The 16,707-nt window shown below is 73.2% G+C and carries 14 protein-coding genes; 9 read left to right on the top strand and 5 right to left on the bottom strand.

The window, feature by feature from the left end; all coding sequences use genetic code 11:
- Nucleotides 1–484 precede the first annotated feature (484 nt).
- Nucleotides 485–1,723 (bottom strand): hypothetical protein, encoded by a 1,239-nt coding sequence (locus tag ACFQ11_RS33500; RefSeq protein WP_378306139.1) that lies wholly within the window; start codon nucleotides 1,721–1,723, stop codon nucleotides 485–487.
- Nucleotides 1,724–2,236: 513 nt separating this feature from the next.
- Between ACFQ11_RS33500 and tig the strand changes: the two genes are divergently transcribed.
- The 4 genes from tig to clpX all read left to right on the top strand — a co-directional run bounded on the left by tig (nucleotide 2,237) and on the right by clpX (nucleotide 6,789).
- The gene (gene tig, locus ACFQ11_RS33495) at nucleotides 2,237–3,706 is read left to right on the top strand and encodes a trigger factor (RefSeq protein ID WP_378306137.1); all 1,470 of its coding nucleotides are present in this window, start codon (nucleotides 2,237–2,239) and stop codon (nucleotides 3,704–3,706) included.
- A gap of 275 nt (nucleotides 3,707–3,981) precedes the next feature.
- Nucleotides 3,982–4,614 carry an ATP-dependent Clp protease proteolytic subunit gene (locus ACFQ11_RS33490; RefSeq protein WP_378306145.1) on the top strand — a complete coding sequence of 211 codons (633 nt, stop codon included), beginning with the start codon at nucleotides 3,982–3,984 and terminating at the stop codon, nucleotides 4,612–4,614.
- 52 nt (nucleotides 4,615–4,666) lie between these two features.
- The gene (locus tag ACFQ11_RS33485) at nucleotides 4,667–5,341 is read left to right on the top strand and encodes an ATP-dependent Clp protease proteolytic subunit (RefSeq protein WP_378306143.1); all 675 of its coding nucleotides are present in this window, start codon (nucleotides 4,667–4,669) and stop codon (nucleotides 5,339–5,341) included.
- Nucleotides 5,342–5,514: 173 nt separating this feature from the next.
- Nucleotides 5,515–6,789: an ATP-dependent Clp protease ATP-binding subunit ClpX gene (clpX, locus tag ACFQ11_RS33480; RefSeq protein WP_378306134.1), complete on the top strand. Its 1,275-nt coding sequence runs from the start codon at nucleotides 5,515–5,517 to the stop codon at nucleotides 6,787–6,789.
- A gap of 118 nt (nucleotides 6,790–6,907) precedes the next feature.
- Here clpX and ACFQ11_RS33475 read toward each other — a convergent pair whose 3' ends face one another.
- The 3 genes from ACFQ11_RS33475 to ACFQ11_RS33465 all read right to left on the bottom strand — a co-directional run bounded on the left by ACFQ11_RS33475 (nucleotide 6,908) and on the right by ACFQ11_RS33465 (nucleotide 9,329).
- On the bottom strand, nucleotides 6,908–7,567 hold the full coding sequence (locus ACFQ11_RS33475) for a response regulator transcription factor (RefSeq protein WP_378306132.1): 660 nt from the start codon (nucleotides 7,565–7,567) through the stop codon (nucleotides 6,908–6,910).
- A gap of 22 nt (nucleotides 7,568–7,589) precedes the next feature.
- Complete coding sequence (locus ACFQ11_RS33470) at nucleotides 7,590–8,363, bottom strand: sensor histidine kinase (RefSeq protein WP_378306130.1); 774 nt, start codon at nucleotides 8,361–8,363, stop codon at nucleotides 7,590–7,592.
- 126 nt (nucleotides 8,364–8,489) lie between these two features.
- Nucleotides 8,490–9,329: a hypothetical protein gene (locus ACFQ11_RS33465; RefSeq protein ID WP_378306128.1), complete on the bottom strand. Its 840-nt coding sequence runs from the start codon at nucleotides 9,327–9,329 to the stop codon at nucleotides 8,490–8,492.
- Nucleotides 9,330–9,470: 141 nt separating this feature from the next.
- Here ACFQ11_RS33465 and ACFQ11_RS33460 point away from each other — a divergent pair, with 141 nt between their 5' ends.
- Entirely contained in the window at nucleotides 9,471–12,092 is a 2,622-nt protein-coding gene (locus ACFQ11_RS33460) for a valine--tRNA ligase (RefSeq protein ID WP_378306125.1), read from the top strand.
- Between the two features lie 134 nt (nucleotides 12,093–12,226).
- A complete protein-coding gene (locus ACFQ11_RS33455) occupies nucleotides 12,227–13,174 on the top strand; it encodes a hypothetical protein (protein ID WP_378306123.1) in 948 nt (315 codons plus the stop codon).
- Here ACFQ11_RS33455 and ACFQ11_RS33450 read toward each other — a convergent pair.
- On the bottom strand, nucleotides 13,134–14,351 hold the full coding sequence (locus tag ACFQ11_RS33450; protein WP_378306121.1) for a folylpolyglutamate synthase/dihydrofolate synthase family protein: 1,218 nt from the start codon (nucleotides 14,349–14,351) through the stop codon (nucleotides 13,134–13,136). The genes ACFQ11_RS33455 and ACFQ11_RS33450 overlap by 41 nt on opposite strands.
- 186 nt (nucleotides 14,352–14,537) lie before the next feature.
- Here ACFQ11_RS33450 and ACFQ11_RS33445 point away from each other — a divergent pair, with 186 nt between their 5' ends.
- The 3 genes from ACFQ11_RS33445 to ACFQ11_RS33435 form a co-directional block, all read left to right on the top strand.
- A complete protein-coding gene (locus ACFQ11_RS33445) occupies nucleotides 14,538–15,959 on the top strand; it encodes a bifunctional folylpolyglutamate synthase/dihydrofolate synthase (RefSeq protein WP_378306119.1) in 1,422 nt (473 codons plus the stop codon).
- A 5-nt stretch (nucleotides 15,960–15,964) separates the two neighbouring features.
- The gene (locus tag ACFQ11_RS33440) at nucleotides 15,965–16,339 is read left to right on the top strand and encodes a DUF4233 domain-containing protein (RefSeq protein WP_378306141.1); all 375 of its coding nucleotides are present in this window, start codon (nucleotides 15,965–15,967) and stop codon (nucleotides 16,337–16,339) included.
- A 119-nt stretch (nucleotides 16,340–16,458) separates the two neighbouring features.
- Nucleotides 16,459–16,707: hypothetical protein (locus tag ACFQ11_RS33435; protein WP_378306117.1), on the top strand; the 249-nt coding region annotated here is incomplete at its 3' end.

The following is a 16,707-nucleotide window of genomic DNA, read 5'->3' as shown; positions in this document are numbered from 1 at the left end:
GGCGGCGGCGCCCGGCGCGGCGGTCGCGGCGGCCAGGGCGGTCAGGGCGGCCAGTGCGGCGGCGTGCTGGCGGACGCGCTGCGCCGCGCGGGCCTCGACAAGGGCCTCCCGAGCGACGGCCGCAAGGGCGGAAAGCGCCGGTAGGACGAACGGCACGGCGGGCCGCCGTCCCCCTCGCGACCCGAGGGCGGACGGCGGCCCGCCGCGTCCCCGCCGCGCGCATGCGTCGGCCCCCGGCCGTCAGGGGCGGCGGCGTCGGGGGGTGCCGTCGTCGGGGGTGCCGTCGTCGGAGGTGGCGGTGTCAGGGGTCTCGACACTACGGGCGGCGGCCGTGGTAGGGCGGCGGTGGTCAGGGCGGTCGTGGGCAGGGCGGCGCGTCCGCGTCCGTGGCGAGATCCGGTGGCCGACGCGCCCGTGCGGTATGACGTGTCCGGCGCCGACGCGCCGGTCGGATCTCGGTGGGGGGAGACGGACGGCCGAGGCGTCAGTGGCGGTGCCGGTTCCCGTCCTGGTGCCGGTCCCGGTCCTCGGGCGCCTCCGGCGGGCGCGGCGGCGGCACGTCCGTGCTCCAGCGGCCGGACGGCCCCCGCCCGAGCGGGTCCTGCGCGAACGGGCCGGGTCGCGGCGGTTCCCGCAGCCAGGACGGCTCCTCGCGGCCCGCTCCCGGCGCGCCCGTGCCCGCGTCGCCGGGGCCGTACTCCCCGTGCGTGGGCGCGCCCAGCGCGGGCTCGGCGAGACCCGGACCGCCGAAGCCGCGCCCCGCGAACACGCGGTCGCCGAGCGCGGGCCCGCCGGTGGACGTCGTGCCGAACGGGTCGCGCGCGGCCGCCTCGCGCTCGCGGGCCGCCTCCCGGGCGGCGTCCGCGACCGGCCGGTGCCGGGGGAACTGCAGGACGGCGACGGCGGCGAGCGCGAGCGCCGCGATCCGCATCGCCGAACGGTCCAGTTCGTCCGGCCACGGCTGCCCGTACACGAACGTGCCCATGATGAGCAGGTACGACTTCGCGCACACGGTCATGACGGTCGACACGATCGCCACCCGGCAGCGCTGGAACGCCGCGACCATGATCCCGAACCCGATCGCCGCGGCCAGGACCGTCAGGTACGGCCACGGCGTGGCGAGGATCGCGGGGTCGGCGCGGTGCGCGTGGTCGCTCCACCCCTTGATCGCGATCTCCGCGGTGCCGACGGGGAGACCGGACGCGACGCCGTAGGCGATCCCGGTGATCGGGCGCGCGTGCCGCCCGTCCGGCCGGTGGTCGCCGACGACGAGGATCAGCAGCGGCACCAGCACCGCCGGCGCGATCACCAGGCCCAGCCGCCAGGCCGGCGCGTCCGCCGAGCTGATCGGCTCGTCGCCGACCACGGACGCCGCCAGCACCAGGATCGCCGCGCCGATGAGCACCAGGCTCAGCCATTCGCGCGCGGTGAGCCGCTCGCCGAAGAACGCCAGCGCGATGATCAGCAGCGGGACGATGCCCGACATGAAGATCGGCACGGCGGTCGGCAGGGACAGTTTGCTCAGGGCCACGATCTGCAGGCTCAGCCCGCCGAGGACGAGGCCCAGGCCGATCAGGAACACCCAGTTGCCCAGGATCGTCCAGATCATGTGCAGGATGCGGTTGGCCCGGAGGACCGCCATCCGGTCCGCCGCCAGCTTGAAGACGGCGAACCCGAGGTAGTACAGGGCGGTTGCGCTGAAAGCCGCGGTAATCCCGTTCATCCCGGACGAGTATGAAGGTCCCGGGTGCCCGATGTCACTGCCTGTGCGGCCCCCTTAACGCGGAATCGTCGTCCCTCCCGTCCCGACGTGCGCGTATGCTCGCCGTCACCGGCGCGTTCCCGGCGCGTTCCATCCGCGTCGCCCGGCGTTCCGCGCGTGTCCGCGTGCCCGGCACCGCGGCGCGGCACACTGGCCGCGGGGGCGTTTCCGGGGCCGGGCGGGAAGGCGCGTCCCCGGGTTTCTCGGCCGTTGTGGACCTCCGATGTCCGCAGACGGCGCCCGAACCCCATAGACTTGCGCGCGAAGGCGCGGAGCCGTATTCGGCGTGCCCGCGCCGCCCTGAGACACTGCCGGGCTGAGGAATGACGCGCAGCCGGACCGGTCGGCCGGGATCGACCCGGCCGGGATCCACCGGGTCCGTGCGCGGGATGGCCGAGGGCTCGCAGGCAAGAAGGACAGAGACGCGTCGAACGCCGCGGCCGAGACAGCGCCCGATCAAGGAGACCAACCCCAGTGAAGACCGATGTCGAGGAGCTGACCCCCACGCGGGTCAAGCTCACCGTCGAGGTTCCGTTCGACGAGCTCAAGCCGAACCTCGACAAGGCGTACAAGGAGATCTCGCAGCAGGTCGCGATCAAGGGCTTCCGACGCGGAAAGGTCCCCGCCCCGCTGATCGACAAGTACGTCGGCCGGGGTGCGGTCCTGCAGGAGGCGGTCAACGACGCCCTGCCCGGTCTGTACGGCAAGGCCGTCGAGGAGAGCGAGCTCTTCGTGCTCGGCCAGCCGGACGTCGAGGTGACCGAGCTCGACGACGGCAACCAGTTCGCGTTCACCGCCGAGGTGGACATCCGGCCGAAGTTCGAGGTGCCCGACTACGACGGCCTCGAGGTCGTCGTGGACGACGCCGAGGTGACCGACGAGCAGGTCGACGAGACGATCGACAACCTGCGCGAGCGGTTCGCCTCCCTCACCACCGCCGACCGGCCGATCGAGGAGGGCGACTTCGCCACCATCGACCTCGTCGCGAGGATCGACGGGGAGGAGGTCGCGGACGCCTCCACGACCGGCTACTCCTACGAGGTCGGCAGCAAGTCGGCCGTCGAGGGCCTCGACGAGGCGCTCGTGGGGCTGTCGGCCGGCGAGGAGAAGACCTTCACCGGCACGCTGTCCGGCGGCGAGCACGCCGGCGAGGAGGCGGAGATCACCGCCACCGTGCAGAGCGTCAAGGTCAAGAACCTGCCCGAGCTGGACGAGGAGTTCGCGCAGCTCGCGAGCGAGTTCGACACCATCGAGGAGCTGCGCGAGGACGTCCGCCGGCGGCTCGAGCGGCAGGTGCGCATGCAGCAGCTGTCCGAGGCCCGCGACAAGGCCCTCGAGGCGCTGCTGGAGAAGGTCGACATCCCGCTGCCGGACGCCGTGGTGGACGAGGAGATCGGCCGCCGCAACCAGCAGCTCGAGCAGCAGCTGCAGATGGCCGGGATGTCCAAGGAGGACTACCTCGCCGACCAGGAGAAGTCGGAGGAGGAGTTCGAGACCGAGGTCGCCGACGCGGCCCGGCTCGCCGTCAAGGGCGGCTTCGTCCTCGACCAGCTCGCCGTCCAGGAGGAGCTGAACGTCGAGAACGAGGAGCTCAGCGAGTACGTCGTCACGCAGGCCATGCAGATGGGCGTGCAGCCGCAGCAGCTCGCCCAGTACCTCACCGAGAACAACCAGCTCCCGGCGATCGTCTCGGAGGTGCTGCGCAGCAAGGCGCTGAACCTCGTGGTCGAGCACGTCACCGTCAAGGACGAGTCCGGCAACGTGATCGACGTCGAGGCCGTGCAGCGCGAGCTGAACGGCGAGACGGGCGAGACCGTCGAGGCCGGCGAGGCCGGCGAGTCCGGTGAGACGGCCGAGGGCGCGGACGCGGCGGAGGCCGCCGCGGAGACGCCCGCGGACGCCGACGCGTCCGAGGACGCCGCCGAGGGCAAGAAGGACGCCTGAGGCGCTCTCCGAGCCGCTCGTCCGCCGCGGGAGCGCCCCCGCCCGTCCTCCGGGACCGGGCCGGCGGGCGGCCGCGGCACGCGAGGCGCACGCACGCCCCGTACCCGATCCCCGGGTACGGGGCGTGCCGCATTCCGGTAGATCGCCGCATACCCGGCGCCGACCGGGTACGCCCCTGGCGAAAAGGCGGGCCCCCGGGCTTAAGGGGGCCGCTGAGCGCGTTAATGTCCAATCATCCGAACCGATTTAAAGGACCGGAGGAACACCCGGTGAGCATGCCTCCGACTTTCGACGAGTCGTCGCGGATCCAGGCGCGGGTCGCCGAGGCGCCCCTGTTGCCTCTGGGCGACCAGCTCTTCCAGCGGCTGCTGCGCGAGCGCATCGTCTTCCTCGGCCAGCAGGTCGACGACGACATCGCCAACCGCATCTGCGCCGAGCTGCTGCTGCTGTCGGCCGAGGACGGCCGGCGCGACATCACGCTCTACATCAACTCGCCAGGTGGCTCCGTCACCGCCGGCATGGCGATCTACGACATCATGCAGTACGTCCCGAACGACGTCGTCACGGTCGGCATGGGCCTGGCCGCGTCGATGGGCCAGTTCCTGCTGTGCGCCGGCGCGCCGGGCAAGCGCTACGCGCTCCCGCACGCGCGGATCATGATGCACCAGCCGTCCGGCGGCATCGGCGGCACGGCCTCGGACATCAAGATCCAGGCCGAGCAGATGCTGTACGTGAAGAAGACGCTCGCCGAGAAGATCGCCGAGCACACCGGCCAGCCGCTCGACCAGATCGAGCGCGACTCCGACCGCGACCGGTGGTTCACCGCCGACGAGGCCAAGGACTACGGGTTCGTCGACCACGTGGTGCTCAGCGCCACCCAGGTGCCCTCCGAGGGCACGGTCTCCTGACGACCCCACTGACGATTCGGAGGCAACAGTGAGCGATCTGACGCGACCCGGCATCGGCGACTTCGTCCGCCCGGGAGGTCCCGCGGGGGGCGGGTCCCCGCTGCCGGTGGACAGCCGCTACATCATTCCGTCCTTCGTGGAGCGGACCACGTACGGGGTCAAGGAGATGAACCCGTACAACAAGCTCTTCGAGGAGCGGATCATCTTCCTCGGGGTGCAGATCGACGACGCGTCCGCCAACGACGTGATGGCCCAGCTGATCACGCTGGAGTCGATCGACCCCGACCGCGACATCAGCATCTACATCAACTCGCCCGGCGGCTCGTTCACCGCCATGACGGCGATCTACGACACGATGCAGTTCGTCAAGCCCGACATCCAGACGGTCTGCATCGGCCAGGCGGCCTCGGCCGCGGCCGTCCTGCTCGCCGCCGGCACGCCCGGCAAGCGCGCCGCGCTGCCCAACTCGCGGATCCTGATCCACCAGCCCGCGACCGAGGGCACCTACGGCCAGTCCAGCGACATCGAGATCCAGGCCCGCGAGATCATGCGGATCCGGGAGCTGCTCGAGGCGATCCTGGCCGAGCACAGCGGCAAGAGCATCGACGAGGTGCGCCGCGACATCGAGCGCGACAAGATCCTCACCGCCGAGGAGGCCAAGACCTACGGCCTCATCGACGACGTCTTTGCGAGCAGGAAGCGCAAAGCCGAGGTAGTGTCGTCCTGAGGCGGCACGAGGACGAGGGAGTCCCCCGGCCCGGTCGCCACACTTCCGGGCGAGGGGCTTTCCAAGCCCAGCGGAGGCGGTAACGTCGAATCCAACGTCGAGAGCCTTCGGGACGCAACCGAGCCGCACCGCATCTGATCCAGAGAGCGGCCCCACGAAAAGGAGACAGTTGGGTGGCACGCATCGGCGACGGTGGTGACCTGCTCAAGTGCTCTTTCTGCGGAAAGAGCCAGAAGCAGGTCAAGAAGCTCATCGCGGGTCCGGGCGTGTACATCTGCGACGAGTGCATCGATCTCTGCAACGAGATCATCGAGGAGGAGCTCACCGAGACCTCCGACCTCAAGTGGGACAACCTGCCCAAGCCGCGGGAGATCTACGAGTTCCTCGACTCCTACGTCATCGGGCAGGAGACGGCCAAGAAGGCCATGGCCGTGGCCGTCTACAACCACTACAAGCGGATCCAGTCGGGTGACACCGGCAGGGACGATGCGGTCGAGCTGGGCAAGTCGAACATCCTGCTCCTGGGACCGACCGGCTCCGGCAAGACACTGCTCGCGCAGACGCTCGCCAGACTCCTCAACGTGCCGTTCGCGATCGCGGACGCGACGGCGCTGACGGAGGCCGGATACGTCGGCGAGGATGTCGAGAACATCCTCCTCAAACTGATCCAGGCGGCCGACTACGACGTCAAGAAGGCCGAGACGGGGATCATCTACATCGACGAGGTCGACAAGGTCGCCCGCAAGAGCGAGAACCCGTCGATCACCCGGGACGTCTCCGGGGAGGGCGTCCAGCAGGCCCTGCTGAAGATCCTGGAGGGCACCACCGCGAGCGTCCCGCCGCAGGGCGGCCGCAAGCACCCCCACCAGGAGTTCATCCAGATCGACACCACGAACGTGCTGTTCATCTGCGGCGGCGCGTTCGCCGGGCTCGAGAAGATCGTCGAGTCCCGGGTCGGCAAGCAGGGGATGGGCTTCGGCGCCCAGATCCGGTCCAAGGCCGACTTCGAGGAGTCGTCGGCCGTGCTCGGCGACGTGATGCCGGAGGACCTGCTGAAGTTCGGGATGATCCCCGAGTTCGTCGGCCGGCTCCCGATCATCACCAACGTCCACAACCTGGACCGCGAAGCGCTGATCAACATCCTGACCGAGCCGAAGAACGCCCTGGTGCGGCAGTACCACCGGCTGTTCGAGCTCGACGGCGTCGACCTCGAGTTCACCGACGACGCGCTGGAGGCCATCGCCGACCAGGCGATCCTGCGCGGCACCGGCGCCCGCGGCCTGCGGGCGATCATGGAAGAGGTGCTGATGTCGGTGATGTACGAGGTGCCCAGCCGCGAGGACGTCGAACGCGTCGTGATCACCGCCGAGGCGGTGCTGGAGCACGTCAACCCGACCCTGGTGCCCCGCGAGCGCAAGAAGCGGGAACCGCGCGAGAAGTCCGCGTAACACGCGCGAACGGTGAAACGCCCCCGGACGAACCCGTCCGGGGGCGTCGCCGTATGCGGGGGGGGCGGCGGTGCGGTGGGCGCGGCCGTGCCGGCGTGCGGGGAAGGCCGCGCCGGGGTCAGCGCCGCCCGGACTCGCCGAGGCCCGCCTCCCGCGCCAGGACGATCGCCTGCGCGCGGTCCGCGACGTGCAGCTTCATGAAGATGTTCGACACGTGGTTGCGGACGGTCTTCGGGCTGAGGTACAGCGTCCCGGCGATCTCGGTGTTGCTGCGGCCCTGCGCGATCAGCGCCAGCACCTCGCGTTCGCGTTCGGTCAGCTCGGGGAACGCCGACCGCCGCGGGTCCGGCATGTCGGTGAAGAACGTCAGCACCCGCCGCGCGATCTCCGGCCCGTAGATCGCCTCACCGGCCGCGACCGCGCGCACCGCCCGCGCGATCTCCTCGGCGCCCGACTCCTTCAGCAGGTAGCCGCGGGCGCCCGCCCGCATCGCCGCGAACACCGAGTCGTCGTCGCGGAACATCGTCAGCACCAGCACCCCGACGTCCGGGTTGGTCCGGGTGATCGTGCGCGTCGCCTCGATGCCGTTGCCGCCCGGCATGTGCAGGTCCATCACCACGACGTCCGGTTGCAGCTCCGCCGCGATCCGCACCGCGTCCGGCCCGTTCCCGGCCTCCGCCACGACCTCCACGCCGAGCGCCCGCAGCAGCCCCTTGAGCCCCTGCCGGAACACCGGATGGTCGTCGGCGATGACGACCCGGATCGTCTCCCCGCTCATGGCCTCGCCTTCGTCCGGCGGGTCACGCCCGCCCGTCCGCAGGCCGATGGTATCCGGCGCCCAGGGGGAGGCGGGCCGCGACGACGGTGCCGCCGCCGTTCCGTGACGTGATCGTGCAGCCGCCGCCGACCTCGGCGGCCCACTCGCGCATGGCGTCCAGCCCCCGCGCCGTGCCGCGCCGCCCGCCGCCGGCCGCCGCGGGCAGCCCGGGGCCGGTGTCGGACACCGTCACGCGCAGGTCCGCGTCCCGGGCGATCAGCACCACGGCGGTGCTCTCCGGCGCGTGCCGCCGCACGTTCGTCAGCGCCTCCCGGACGATCCGGTACGCCGCGACCTCGACCGCCGCGGGCAGCTCGCCCGGCGGCCCGTCGCAGCGCACCTCGACCCGCTTGCAGCAGCCCGCGGCGAACGACTCGATCGCCGCGACCAGGCCGAGGTCGTCCAGGGCGGGCGGGCGCAGCCCGTGCGCCAGCTCCCGCACCTGCCCGACCGCGCACGCCAGCCGGTCCCGGACGTCCGCCAGCAGAGGGTCCGTGCGCTCCGGCTCGCACGCGAGGGTGATGCGGGCGGCGTCCAGCGACATCGCCAGGCTCGCCAGCGTCGGGCCGAGCCCGTCGTGCAGATCGTGCCGCAGCCGCCGCCGTTCCTCCTCGCGCCCGGCGAGGATGCGCTCCCGGGAACGCTGCAGGTCCGCGGCGATGCGGTGGAGGTGCGGGATGGTCGCGGCGTGCGCCGTCACGGCCCCCGCGGCGAACGCGCCGGCCAGCACGGCGGCCCGTGCCAGTACCGCTCGCATCCCGAACCTCTCCCTCCGCTGCCCGCGGTCACGGGCACCGCCCTCCAGGGTGACGCGGGACGCGACCCGGTGTCAGGTGACCGGTGTCCCGAACCGGGCGGGAAAGCCCTTTCCCGCCGCGTCGCGTCAGTCCTCCACCGCGTCGCGGATCTGCCGCATCTTGTGCGTCAGCTCGGCCGACTCGCGCAGCTCCCGCGAACCCCCGGGACCGAGGACGACCAGGCCGAACGTCGTCCTGGTGGACCATCCGCGGAGGTAGCTGAACCCGGTCCTGGTGCCCGCCGCCGTGTGCACGTTCGCCGTGACGGACGTGGACATCTCGAGGTCGCCGAGCCCGGAGCTCTTCAGGGCGCTGGTGCTCGCGTCGTAGGTGACGGGGGCGTTGCCGGTGTAGGTGCTGCGGAAGACCTCCTCGATCGCGCGGTCCAGCCGCGGCATGACCTCGTAGGCCTGGTCGTCCGTCACCCCGGCGTCGTGCTCCCCGGTTCCGCCCACGAACAGGTAGGTCAGGTCGCCGTCCCGGTACACGGCGCTCTCGAAGTCGGTGATGCCGTGCTCGGTGGCGCGCGTGATGACGGTCTCGAGCTGGTTCCGCGCGTCGACGACGGCCTTCTCGCCCTCGATCTCGGTGTCGCGGGACATGTCCCCGACGGACGACGGCGTGGACAGGGTGTGCCCGGTCGCCGACGCGTACCCCGCGTACAGCCCGACGGCGAGCAGGACGAGGACCGCGATGAACCCGGCCGGCAGGCCGATCAGCAATCCGGGCCGGCCCTTGCGGGGAGGCGGCGGGACGGGCGCTCCCCCCGGCGCGCCGGGGAAGGGGCCGCCGCCCGGTCCCGCGGGGGGACCGCCGGGGGCTCCGGCGGGAGGCCCGGCATGCCGGGCACCGGGCGGGACGCCGGGGCCGCCGGGCGGGCCGCCGCCGGGGGCGCCGGGCGGGGGCGGGGGGTTCCAGCCGCTCATCGAGTCTCCTCATCATGGGCGTCGGGCGCGGGGTCGGACGGCGGACGGTCCGGGCGAGGGACGCCCGCGCGCGTCGATTCTTCCGGATACGGGCGCGGGGCCGGGCGCCGGACCGTCCGGGTCCCCGTAGAATCGTCAGCCGTGACACAGCCCAGCAATGAGCGCGGCCAGGGGGCCGCCGCAGACGTCGACCTGCCCACCCAGTACCGACCGGCGGACGTCGAGGGCAGGTTGTACGAGCGCTGGGTATCGGCGGGCCTCTTCGCCGCCGATCCGGCCCGCGACCCGTCCCGGCCCGCGTACTCGATCGTCATCCCGCCGCCGAACGTGACCGGGTCCCTGCACATGGGGCACGCCCTGGACCACTCGATCCAGGACACGCTCGTCCGGCGCCGCCGCATGCAGGGGCACGAGACCGTGTGGGTGCCGGGCATGGACCACGCGGGCATCGCCACCCAGAACGTCGTGGAGCGGGAGCTGGCCAAGGAGGGCCTGTCCCGGCACGACCTCGGCCGCGAGAAGTTCGTCGAGCGGGTCTGGCAGTGGAAGGCCGAGTCCGGCGGCCGGATCCTCGGCCAGATGCGGCGGCTCGGCGACAGCGTCGACTGGTCCCGCGAGGCGTTCACGATGGACGAGCCGCGCGCCCGCGCCGTCCGGACGATCTTCAAGCGGCTGTTCGACGACGGCCTGATCTACCGCGCCGAGCGCATCATCAACTGGTGCCCGCGCTGCCTCACCGCCCTGTCGGACATCGAGGTCGTGCACGCCGACCGCGAAGGCGAGCTGGTCTCGATGCGGTACGGGTCGGGCGACGACGAGATCGTCGTCGCGACCACGCGGGCCGAGACGATGCTCGGCGACACCGCCGTGGCCGTCCACCCGGACGACGAGCGGTACAAGCACCTGGTCGGCCGGGAGGTCGAGCTGCCGCTGACCGGCCGCCGCATCCCGGTCGTCGCGGACGAGCACGTCGACCCCGAGTTCGGCACCGGCGCGGTCAAGGTGACCCCGGCGCACGACCCGAACGACTTCGAGATCGGGCGGCGGCACTCGCTGCCGTCCCTGACCGTCCTGGACGAACGCGGCGTCGTGACGGCGCACGGCCCGTTCGAGGGCCTCGACCGGTTCGAGGCGCGGCCCGCCGTGGTGGCGGCGCTGCGCGAACAGGGCCGGATCGTCAAGGAGGTCCGTCCCTACGAGCACTCGGTCGGGCACTGCCAGCGCTGCGAGACGGTCGTCGAGCCGCGCGTGTCGCTGCAGTGGTTCGTGAAGGTCGGGCCGCTCGCGAAGGCCGCCGGGGACGCCGTCCGGGACGGCCGCGTGGCGATCCACCCGCCGGAGATGGCGGCCCGCTACTTCGAGTGGGTCGACAACATGCACGACTGGTGCATCAGCCGCCAGCTCTGGTGGGGGCACCGCATTCCCGTCTGGTACGGGCCGGACGGCGAGACGGTGTGCCCGGGCCCGGACGAGGAGCCGCCCGCCGGGTGGACGCAGGACACCGACGTCCTCGACACGTGGTTCTCGTCGGCGCTGTGGCCGTTCTCGACGCTCGGCTGGCCCGACGACACCCCGGAACTCAAGCGCTTCTACCCGACGTCCGTGCTGGTGACCGGGTACGACATCCTGTTCTTCTGGGTCGCCCGGATGATGATGTTCGGGTTGTACGCGATGGACGGCGTCCCGCCGTTCGGCACCATCGCCCTGCACGGCATGGTCCGCGACCAGTACGGCAAGAAGATGTCGAAGTCGTTCGGCAACGTCGTCGACCCGCTCGACTGGATCGGCCGGTACGGCGCCGACGCGACCCGGTTCACGCTGCTGCGCGGCGCGAACCCCGGCGGGGACGTCCCGGTCGCCGAGCAGTGGGCCGAGGGCTCCCGCAACTTCTGCAACAAGCTGTGGAACGCCACCCGGTTCGCGATGATCAACGGCGCGCACGTCGAGGGCGGCCTTCCGGCGGAGCAGACGACGATCGACCGGTGGATCCTGTCGCGGCTGCACGCGGTCATCGCCGAGGTGGACGCGCAACTCGAGTCGTACGACTTCGCGAAGGCGTGCGAGACGCTGTACCACTTCGCGTGGGACGAGGTCTGCGACTGGTACGTCGAGCTCGCGAAGGTCCAGCTCGCGGACGACCGCGCCCCCGCGACCCGGCGCGTCCTCGGCGAGGTCCTGGACAAGCTGCTGCGCCTCCTGCACCCGGTGATCCCGTTCGTCACCGAGGAGCTGTGGACGTCCCTCACCAAGGGCGACACGATCGTCCGCGCGCCGTGGCCGTCCGCCGACCCCGCCCGCGCCGACCGGGACGCCGAGGGGCTCGTGGAGTCGCTGCAGCGGCTCGTCACCGAGGTCCGCCGGTTCCGCGCCGACCAGGGCCTCAAGCCGGGCCAGAAGGTCGCCGCCGCCCTCGAGTGGAACGGGTCCGCGCTCGCCCCGCACGAGGAGGGCGTCCGCTCGCTGCTGCGCCTCACCGCGCCGGGCGACGGGTTCTCCGCCACCGCGTCGCTGCCGGTGGAGGGCGTCACCGTCCGGCTGGACACCGCCGGGGCCATCGACGTCGCCGCGGAGCGCAAGCGCCTCGAGAAGGACCTGGCCGCCGCCCGCAGGGAGGTCGACCAGGCGAACAAGAAGCTGGGGAACGAGGCGTTCATGGCGAAGGCGCCCGAGGCCGTCGTCGCGAAGAACCGGGACCGGCTCGCGCAGGCCGAGGCCGACATCGCGCGGCTGGAGGCCCAGCTCTCCGCCCTTCCCGCGGGCTGACCCGGCCCGCCGCCGCGCCGGCGTCCCGTCCGGGACGCCGGCCGGACCGTTCACCGTGCCACGCCGCCCGCGGAGGGTTACCATCCCCATGATCGCGGGCATTCCGGTCGCCACGAGAACCCCCCGGGAGTGCAATGGCCGACTCACGTCCTCGGACCGACCCGCCGGGCCGCCACGCCGACGACGCGGCGCCCGGCGACGCCGCGCGCGTGCCGCGGGGGGACGGGACGGGCGAGTTCACGGTCGCGCCGACGCCGTGGGGCGACTCGGTGCCGTGGTGGTCGGCCGAGGCGCGCGCGGGGACGGGCCCGCAGCGGGTCGCCGACCCGAGCGGCCCGCAGCGGCTGCCGTCCGACGGGTCCGGTCCGCTGCCGGCCCTGTCCGACGGCACCGGCCCGCACCGCGCGGTGAACGGCACCGGCCCGCACCGCACGCCGAACGGCACCGGGCCGCTCCCGCCCGTCCCGGACGTCCCCGCCCGGCGGAGCTCGGGGATGCTGCTGGGCGCGGGCGCGGGAGCCGTCCTGCTCATGGTCCTGGTGGCCGGTGTGCTGCTGCTGCGGTCCGGTGACACGACCGGGCAGGCGTCCGGGGGACGGGCCGGGGGGACGGCGTTCGAACCGACCCGGACGATCGTCGCCGGGGCCACCGCGGGCGGGCTGCGCCGGGAGTCGCTGCCGCCCCGGGTCGCCGTCGCGTACCCGTTCGTGATGGGCGGCGTCGAGGCGGGCGGGATCCCGGTCGCCGGCAAGGGCGCCGCCGTCTACGCCGAGGGCCCGGACGGGGTGTTCGACGTCCTGTTCGTGGGCGGGACGGGCCGCGTGGGGGACCCCGCCGCGTTCCTGCGGAAGATCCGCCCGACGACGTTCATCGGCGGGCAGCACGCCAACTCCGGCGAGGCGGGCGGCAAGGCCGCCTGCGGGACGTTCGCCGTGCTGACCGACGTCCACACGTACTGCGCCTGGGCGACCGCCGACTCCTACGGCATCGTCGCGTCCAACGCCGCGTCGCGGCAGCCCCGCTACGCGATGATGGACGCGCTCATGCTCCGGATCCGCGCGGACGTCGAGCGCCCGCGCTGACGAACACCCGCTCGGTGTCGGCGTCCACCGCGTCGAGGACGGCCGCCGTGAAGTAGACGGTCCCGACGGCGAGCACGCGCCGCCCGAGCGCGGCGATCGCCGCGGGCGTCACCTCCGCGGCCTCGGCGACCCGCCAGCCGCGGGGGAGCGGCCGGGTGAACCGCAGATGCGGCAGCGGCAGCCGGACGAACGTCACCGCGAGCCCGTCCAGGGCCGCCACGGCGCCGTCGAGATCCTTGTGGTCGGGCAGGCACACCAGGACGTGGTCGACGCCGCCCCACCGCGCGCGGGCCGCCGCGAGGGCCGCCCGCACGCCGGTCCGGTCGATGGCGGAGTCGACGAGCACCTCCGTGCCCGAGCCCGGCACGGTATGCGCCGACAGCCGCCCCGGCAGGACGACCGAGGCCAGCACGTCCCGCGCCCGCGCGGGCGGCGCGTCCCGGCCGAGCAGCCGCCGGGCCGCGGCGATCCCCAGCTCGGCGCTGGTCCGCCCGAGCCCGGGCGGCAGGACGTCCGCGAACTCGGGGTCGCCCGGCGGCACGACCTCGGCGGGCTCGAGCGCGGCGGCGACGTCGTCCGTCTGCGGGGCCGACACCACCCGCGTCCCGGGGCCCGCGACGCCCCGCTTCTCCCGCGCGATCTCCGCCGGCGTGTCCCCGAGGACGCCCGCGTGCTCCAGGAACACGGGCGTGATCGCCGCGACGTCCGCCCGCACGAGGCTCACCTCGTCCGACCGTCCGCCCATCCCGGCCTCGAGCACGATCGCGTCCGCGCCCGCCCGCCGCGCCCGGACCAGCCCGGCGAGCATGAACAGCCCGGCGGGCGACAGGTAGCCGTCCGATCGTCCGGGCAGCCCGGCGATGCGCCGCTCCAGCGTCTCCGCGAGCGCGCCGAGCTCGCCGGTGGTGACCGCGCGCCCGTCGATCCGGATCCGGTCCCGGTTCGACCTGAGTCCCGGGCTCGTCACGGTGCAGACCCGCAGCCCGGCCGCCGCCAGGTACGCCGACGCGTACACCGCCGCGGTGCCCTTCCCCTTCGACCCGACCACCGTCAGCACCGGCACGCCCGGCGGCAGCACGCCCAGGGCGTCCGCCAGCGCCCGGGCCCGCCGCAGGCTCCGCCGCTCACCGGGAGCCCGCGCCTCCCACTCCCGGAAGAACACGCCGTCGACGTCCATGCCCCCATGATCCGCGAGCCTCGCCCCTTCGGCGCGGGCGGGCCCCGGCGCGCCCGCGCCGAAGGGCCGTTCGCCGGTCCCTCGGGGAGCCCGCCGCGGCCGTGGGGCGGGGCGGGAGAGCCGCGGGCTGCGGATAGGCTCGGAACATCGCCGTCCGTCAAGTCGTCCGTCACCGCCAGGAGCATCGTGAGCCAGCCAGCCGAGCCGCTCGACTACCGGGACGCCGTGCGGGAGATCCGGAGCCGCGGCGTCGAGTGGGACATCGACCCCACGCTCGACCGCGTCCGGGACCTGGTCGACGTCCTCGGTGAACCGCAGCGCGCGTACCCGGTGATCCACATCGCCGGGACGAACGGGAAGTCCAGCACCGCAAGGCTCGTCGAGGCGCTGCTGCGGGAGCGCGGGCTGCGCACCGGGCTGTACACCAGCCCCGAGCTGAGCACGCTGCGGGAGCGGATCGCGATCGACGGGGAGCCGGTCTCCGAGGAGCGGTTCGTCGAGGTGCTCCGGGACGTGCTGCCGTACGTCGGGATGATCGACGAGAAGCACGGGGTGCGGCTGTCGTTCTTCGAGGTCCTCACGGCGATGGCGTTCGCGGCGTTCGCGGACGCGCCGGTGGACGTCGCGGTCGTCGAGGTGGGCATGGGCGGGCGCTGGGACGCGACGAACGTCGCGGACGGGACGGTCGCGGTGCTCACGCCGGTCGGGCTCGACCACACCCGGTACCTCGGCGACACGCTGGAGGAGATCGCGGGGGAGAAGGCCGGGATCGTCAAGCCGGGCGCGGTCGCGGTGGTGGCGCAGCAGCCGGTGGAGGCCGCGGAGGTCCTGCTGCGCAGGGTCGCCGAGACGGGCGCGACGGCGGCGCGCGAGGGCATCGAGTTCGGGGTGCTGAGCCGCGACATCGCCGTCGGCGGCCAGCAGGTGCGGATCCAGGGCCTGCACGGCGTGTACGACGAGATCTTCCTGCCGCTGTTCGGCGAGCACCAGGCGAGCAACGCGGCGGTGGCGCTGGCGGCGGTGGAGGCGTTCGCGAGCGGCGCGCCGACGCGCGGCGAGCCGAACCTGGAGGCGGCCACCCGGATCGCGGCGGGCGAGGCGTACACCGGCGGGGACGTGGGGCAGCTCGACCCGGCGCTGGTCCGCAGCGGGTTCGCGAAGGCGGCGTCGCCGGGACGGCTGGAGGTCGCCCGGACCGGCCCCACGGTGCTGCTGGACTCCGCGCACAACCCGGCGGGGATGGCGGCGACCGTTCAGACGATCACCGAGGCGTTCGGGTTCACCCGGCTCGTCGGGATCCTCGCGATCGCCGAGGACAAGGACGTCCCGGGCGTCCTCGACCAGCTCGAGCCGGTCCTGGCGGAGCTGGTCGTGACGCGGAACTCGTCGCCGCGGTCGCTGCCGCCGGACGAGCTGGCCGACGAGGCCGAGAGCGTGTTCGGGTCCGACCGGGTGCACGTCGCGGAGCGGCTGGACGACGCCATCGACCGGGCGATCGGGCTGGCGGAGGAGACCGGGGAGTACCGGGGCGCCGGGGTGCTCGTCACCGGTTCGGTGGTGACCGCCGGCGACGCGAGGACGCTGCTGCGCGTGGAGGAGGGCCGTTGAGCGCCATGGCGAACGAAGTTTCGGACGAAACGCAACAGAGTTCCGGTCGACCGAAAAATCCGGTGCGGAGTTTGCTGGCGGCGGTGCTGACCTGCGAGGCGCTGATCATCGGCCTGGCGGCGCCGGTCGCGGTCACGGTGATGGGCGTGCCGGGCGCGACGGCCGCGTGGGTGTGCGGCGGTCTCGCGCTGATCTGCCTGGTCGTGACGGGGCTGCTGCGGTTCCCGTGGGCGGTCGCGGTGGGCGGCGTGCTCCAGGTCGTCATCATCGCGACCGGGTTCATGGTGCCGGCGATGTTCGGGCTCGGCGCCATTTTCGGTGCGCTGTGGGCGACGGCGATTTGGATGGGACGCAAGGCGCAGGACGCCGCGGCGCGCTAAATTCATCGGGGACGGCATCGTTCCATTCCGCCGAATTCCCCGGCCACTTCGCTCTCAATTCCGACATCTTTCTCTTTCGGGAAATCACGCGCGGCGGATGACGACTCCGAGGAGGAGGCGTGTCCCTGCCCGCAGAATCCACCCCCGCCGACCCGGACCGCACCGACCCGACCGGCACCGACCGCGCGGACCCCAACCGCGCGGACCCTGACCGCGCGGACCCCAACCGCACGGATCCCGACACCACCGTCCTCGACCTCGCCCTCCACGAGGGCACTCGCCACGAGGGCACCCGCCACGAGCCCGCGGCGGCGAACGTCCCGCCCGTCCGGCGGCGGCCCCGCCGGCGGGCCGCGGCGCTCGGCGCG

The sequence above is a fragment of the Actinomadura sediminis genome, from assembly GCF_042675525.1.
Lineage (GTDB): Bacteria > Actinomycetota > Actinomycetes > Streptosporangiales > Streptosporangiaceae > Spirillospora > Spirillospora sediminis.
This window is presented reverse-complemented; position numbering and strand designations above follow the sequence as displayed.

Bases quoted from the DNA above. Each gene is read 5' to 3' on its own strand.
- ACFQ11_RS33490 (WP_378306145.1), top strand. From the start codon at position 3,982: ATGCCTCCGACTTTCGACGAGTCGTCGCGGATCCAGGCGCGGGTCGCC.
- ACFQ11_RS33500 (WP_378306139.1), bottom strand. From the start codon at position 1,723: ATGAACGGGATTACCGCGGCTTTCAGCGCAACCGCCCTGTACTACCTC.
- ACFQ11_RS33470 (WP_378306130.1), bottom strand. From the start codon at position 8,363: ATGCGAGCGGTACTGGCACGGGCCGCCGTGCTGGCCGGCGCGTTCGCC.
- ACFQ11_RS33455 (WP_378306123.1), top strand. From the start codon at position 12,227: ATGGCCGACTCACGTCCTCGGACCGACCCGCCGGGCCGCCACGCCGAC.
- ACFQ11_RS33440 (WP_378306141.1), top strand. From the start codon at position 15,965: ATGGCGAACGAAGTTTCGGACGAAACGCAACAGAGTTCCGGTCGACCG.
- ACFQ11_RS33465 (WP_378306128.1), bottom strand. From the start codon at position 9,329: ATGAGCGGCTGGAACCCCCCGCCCCCGCCCGGCGCCCCCGGCGGCGGC.
- ACFQ11_RS33475 (WP_378306132.1), bottom strand. From the start codon at position 7,567: ATGAGCGGGGAGACGATCCGGGTCGTCATCGCCGACGACCATCCGGTG.
- ACFQ11_RS33450 (WP_378306121.1), bottom strand. From the start codon at position 14,351: ATGGACGTCGACGGCGTGTTCTTCCGGGAGTGGGAGGCGCGGGCTCCC.